Source organism: Pseudanabaena sp. 'Roaring Creek' (assembly GCF_001402795.1).
GTDB lineage: Bacteria > Cyanobacteriota > Cyanobacteriia > Pseudanabaenales > Pseudanabaenaceae > Pseudanabaena.
Map to the genome: position 1 here is coordinate 1 of NZ_LIRE01000509.1, position 4740 is coordinate 4740.

The window sequence follows — 4740 nt, forward strand, 5'->3', positions numbered from 1 at the left end:
GGGGTAATCAGGGCTATAAGGGAGAGTGTATAATTCGAGGATTTCCTCCATCTGGCAAACAAACTCAGCATTGGCTTCAGGAGGAATCACCCATGATTCATTCAACCAAGGCTTAAGTTCGTTTTTTTTAGCACCTTTCTCACACTTTCATGGGAAATACTCTCGACATACCCTAGAGTAACGATTTGGGCGGCTAATAATCTTACAGCGCTTTGCACTCAAACCCAAACCAAGGGAATTTTTGAAAGCCTTGCTAAGCAAGGCTTTCAAAAATTCCCTTGTGGTTCGTTTGATCGATAACTGCTGTAATGCCCACCGACTGCGCCCTTCGGGTGGACTACTGCAAGCTACCGCAATCAAATGGGCTTCTGTTTCTCCGTCTAGTTTTTTCAGTTTCAATGTTTGCCGTGAACGGGGTAAGAGTGCTCTACTAGGACAACCAACTTTTCACAAAAAAGTAAAGGGTCATGGCCGCGCCAACTGTAATTACAAAGCGTCTCACCACGATTGGCGCAATTTTTTGGGCATAGTAAGCGCTGATATAGCCACCGATAGATGCCCCGATCGCCGCGATCGCCCCCTGTTGCCAAAGAATTACCCCAGCGAAGACAAAGGGAATCACTGTAATCGCATTAATACAACTGGTTAAGAGGGTTTTATAAGCATTCATCCGATTAATGTTGGTCATTCCCATCAGGGCAAAGGAGGCGAGAAACAAAATCCCCATACCACCGCCAAAAAAACCGCCATAAACCGCTACCACCAACTGCAAAATAGCAATCAATACCGTTCTCAGAGATTGGAGTTGGGCGAATTTCGACTGTTGTTTTTCGACCCAGACCGTCAGTTTTTTGCTAAAGGCAAAAGCGAGCGTCGCAGTAAGCAAAAGGTAGGGGAGAATGCGTAAAAAAACGATCGGTGGAGTTTTGAGCAGCAAAATTGCTCCCGCTAATCCACCGATCGCCCCCAGTACACAAATTTGGATCAACGCTCGCTTGTCCTTAGCAAATTCCTGACGATAGGCTCCTGCACTAGCTAAGGTACCTGGCAATAAAGCGATCGAATTGGTCGCATTGGCAGGGATCGGCGAAATACCAACAAACATCAGTACAGGAAATAAAATAAAGCTTCCTCCTCCAGCAATTCCATTTAGACCTCCTGCTAGCATTGCCGCCACAAAAATTAGTAAATACTGCACAACCACGAAATATACCCCTTGCAGAAGCACTGCAATAAATCCAAATCTATCTTTTGCAAGTGTAGCCACAGTCGCTTGACTTACAGCGCTTTGCGCTCAAACCCAAACCAAGGAAATTTTTGAAAGCCTTGCTTAGCAAGGCTTTCAAAAATTTCCTTGTGGTTCGTTTGATCGATAATTGCTGTAGGACATAAACCCCAAGAATTGACAGGCGGCGCGAAGCGCCACCAGTCAATTCTTGGGGTTTACACTGGCAACAGCTACAAACACGTAAATACTTTTATTCCTAAAACATCTATCAAGTTTTGTATAGCTCTTTTCAGGTGATTGCCGCTAGCCTCTTTTAGGTGTTGCCAAGTGTTGACGAAATGCGGGAGCGTTCATTTTTGCTTTAATATTATTGATGTAAGCAATTATTGCCGTCTTAGTGTGTCTAAGCTGCGTGATATCTGGCGTTTATCTTGCATTTATTTTGAGTTAATTCAAGTGCGTTTAGGATTTAGAGCGTAGCCGCAAACTTTCCGCTATAGGCACTGGTACATTTTTTAATCGTTATGCCCAAAGTTCTCGTTTCTGACCCCATCGATCAAGTTGGTATCGATATCCTCTCTCAAGTCGCCACCGTTGACGTGAAAACTACCCTCAGCCCTGAAGAGCTGATCCAAATTCTTCCTGAATACGATGCGATCATGATTCGCTCTGGCACCAAACTCACCAAAGAAGCAGTCGAAGCTGGCAAAAACCTCAAAATCATCGGTCGTGCTGGTGTTGGGGTCGATAACGTAGACGTTCCTACCGCCACTCGCATGGGGATCGTGGTTGTCAACTCCCCTGAAGGTAATACGATCGCCGCCGCCGAACATACGATCGCGATGATGATGTCGCTATCCCGCTTTATTCCTGCGGCTAACCAATCTCTTAAAGGTGGTAAATGGGATCGCAAGAGTTTTACTGGTGTTGAAGTTTATAAAAAAACGCTTGGTATTCTCGGCTTAGGAAAAATCGGCTCCCATGTCGCTACCATTGCTAAGGCATTAGGAATGCGAATTCTTGCCTACGATCCATTCCTAACCGCAGAGCGAGCCGAAAAACTGGGCGTACATTTAGTAGAACTGGAAATTTTATTGCGTGAAGCCGATTACATCACGCTCCATTTGCCAAAAACGAAAGAAACCCATCACTTAATTAATGCCGATCGCCTATCGATCATGAAGGATGGTGTCAGAATCATCAACTGTGCTAGGGGCGGGATCATCGACGAAGTTGCGATCGCCGCTGCCATTAAGAGTGGTAAAGTCGGCGGCATTGCCCTCGACGTGTTTGAAAACGAGCCCCTTGAAGCGGAATCGGGCTTACGCGAACTCGGAGCCAATGTAATCTTGACTCCTCACCTTGGTGCATCTACCGAAGAAGCTCAAACTAACGTAGCCGTTGACGTAGCTGAGCAGATTCGCGATGTCTTGCTTGGTTTACCCGCGCGATCGGCAGTTAACATTCCTGGACTGCGTCCCGATGTATGGCAAAAACTCAAGCCCTACCTCCAACTTGCCGAGATGCTGGGCAATCTCGTCGGACAACTGGCGGGAGGGCGTGTGGATACGCTCAACGTCAAGCTCCAAGGTGAAATTGCTAACAGCGAAAGCCAGCCAATCGTGGTAGCTGCCCTTAAAGGCTTACTCACTCCTGCTCTGCGCGAGCGCGTTAATTTTGTTAATGCCAGTATTGAAGCCAAGGAACGCGGCATTCACGTTACCGAAACCCGCGATCCTTCCGTAGAAGACTACAGCGGTTCGATTCATCTCACCGCCCACGGTAGTCAAGGTCAACAGTCCGTAACTGGTGCATTGCTGGGCAAGTCGGAAATTCGGATTACCAGCATTAATGATTTCCCGATCAACGTTGCGCCTACGCACTATATGCTCTTGACCCTGCACCGCGATATGCCTGGCATCATTGGCAGACTTGGCTCTCTCCTTGGCAATTTCAATGTCAATATCGCCAGTATGCAAGTCGGTCGTCGCATGGTGCGCGGTGAAGCCGTCATGGTCTTGAATATTGACGATCCCTTACCTAGTGGTTTGTTAGATGAAGTCGTGCATATTCAAGGCGTAACTGATGCCTTTGTGGTCAAGCTGTAAAGGATTGTCAAGGCAAAGCTTTAAAAACTAATTGCTTCTTCAGGACATAAAACCCAAGAATTAATTGGCAGCACGAAGCGCCGCCAATTAATTCTTGGGTTTTGATTTTTCCTAATTCAAGTGACTGTAGCTATAATTCACAAAAGTGCTGTCACACTTTCGTGAATTGGTATAACTACTTAGATGAAAATCAAGTTAAATTTAGTGGATATGCTTTATGTCAAATACAAAAGAATATATTTCTTCGGAAAAGTATCGTCAAATGTTGGTACGTGATGGCGATCGCCGTTTTCAAGAATGGCATAGTAGCTATCTCAATTACCAACGGGCTTATCTCGAAGATATGAACAAACGGAAAAAGTAAGGAAAAGGCTCGCTAAGCGAGCCTTTTGTTATAACACATGAAAAAATTAAGTTATGAATTTCTGGGAATGGTACGATCGCAATTTATTAGCAGCCAAACAAAATGATGTTCCCGTTTATGAATTAGATTGGCTCGTATTACGACAAACGCAGTTAGATAAACTGGACTTAAGATTACGATCGCCAAATATCACGCAAAAAATTATGCCCTCAGCCTTGGCTAATCTCGATCGCCTCTGGCATCAAAGATTAAGCGATCGGATACCAGTGCAGTATTTAACGGGCTCAGTAACATGGCGGGATTTAGAACTAGCAGTCACTCCTGCCGTTTTAATTCCCCGTCCAGAAACGGAATTAATCATTGATATTGTGGCGGAGTTGGTGGCTCAAAGTAGTCAGGCTGAGGCTTACCATAATGGAATTTGGGTAGATTTAGGCACGGGTAGCGGCGCGATCGCGATCGCTTTAGCCAGACATTTCCCCCAAGGGCAAATTCATGCCGTCGATCTGAGCGAATCCGCCTTAGAAATCGCACAAATTAATGCCGATAAATATGGGCGGCAAATTCAATTTCATCATGGTAGTTGGTTTGAACCCCTAGCCAAATTAAAGCTACAAAACAAGCTAGCGGCAGTTGTTTCTAACCCTCCCTACATCCCCAGCCATGAAGTTTTAAAACTACAGCCTGAAGTTACCAATCACGAACCCCATTCAGCGCTTGATGGTGGTAAAGACGGGCTTGATGATATTCGGAATTTAGTCAATGCTGCACCAGAATATTTAATTTCTGGCGGACTTTGGATTGTGGAAATGATGGCTGGACAAGCGGAAACTGTGCGATCGCTTTTACAGATCAACGGCAGCTATAGCAATATCCAAGTCCATCAAGACTATGCAGGAATTGAAAGATTTGTATCGGCTAATCTCACATATAGCTACAGTCACTTGAATGAGGACAAATCAAACCCCAAGAATTGACTGGCGGCGCTTCGCGCCGCCAGTCAATTCTTAGGGTTTATGTCCTAGTACATTTGGCGATAG

4 protein-coding genes and 1 pseudogene are annotated in these 4740 nt (G+C 45.4%); 3 read left to right on the forward strand and 2 right to left on the reverse strand.

Features of this window, described 5'->3' with window-relative positions; genetic code table 11:
- Positions 1-185, reverse strand: a pseudogene (locus AC805_RS26885) (IS630 family transposase); the annotation flags it as partial.
- Positions 186-430: 245 nt separating this feature from the next.
- On the reverse strand, positions 431-1267 hold the full coding sequence (locus AC805_RS15750; RefSeq protein WP_231663160.1) for a sulfite exporter TauE/SafE family protein: 837 nt from the start codon (positions 1265-1267) through the stop codon (positions 431-433).
- Between the two features lie 485 nt (positions 1268-1752).
- Here AC805_RS15750 and serA point away from each other — a divergent pair, with 485 nt between their 5' ends.
- From serA to prmC, 3 genes are all read left to right on the forward strand, one after another.
- A complete protein-coding gene (gene serA / locus AC805_RS15755; RefSeq protein ID WP_055076300.1) occupies positions 1753-3336 on the forward strand; it encodes a phosphoglycerate dehydrogenase in 1584 nt (527 codons plus the stop codon).
- Between the two features lie 217 nt (positions 3337-3553).
- The gene (locus AC805_RS26370) at positions 3554-3700 is read left to right on the forward strand and encodes a hypothetical protein (protein ID WP_197278749.1); all 147 of its coding nucleotides are present in this window, start codon (positions 3554-3556) and stop codon (positions 3698-3700) included.
- 53 nt (positions 3701-3753) lie between these two features.
- Positions 3754-4677: a peptide chain release factor N(5)-glutamine methyltransferase gene (gene prmC, locus AC805_RS15760; protein ID WP_055076301.1), complete on the forward strand. Its 924-nt coding sequence runs from the start codon at positions 3754-3756 to the stop codon at positions 4675-4677.
- Positions 4678-4740 lie beyond the last annotated feature (63 nt).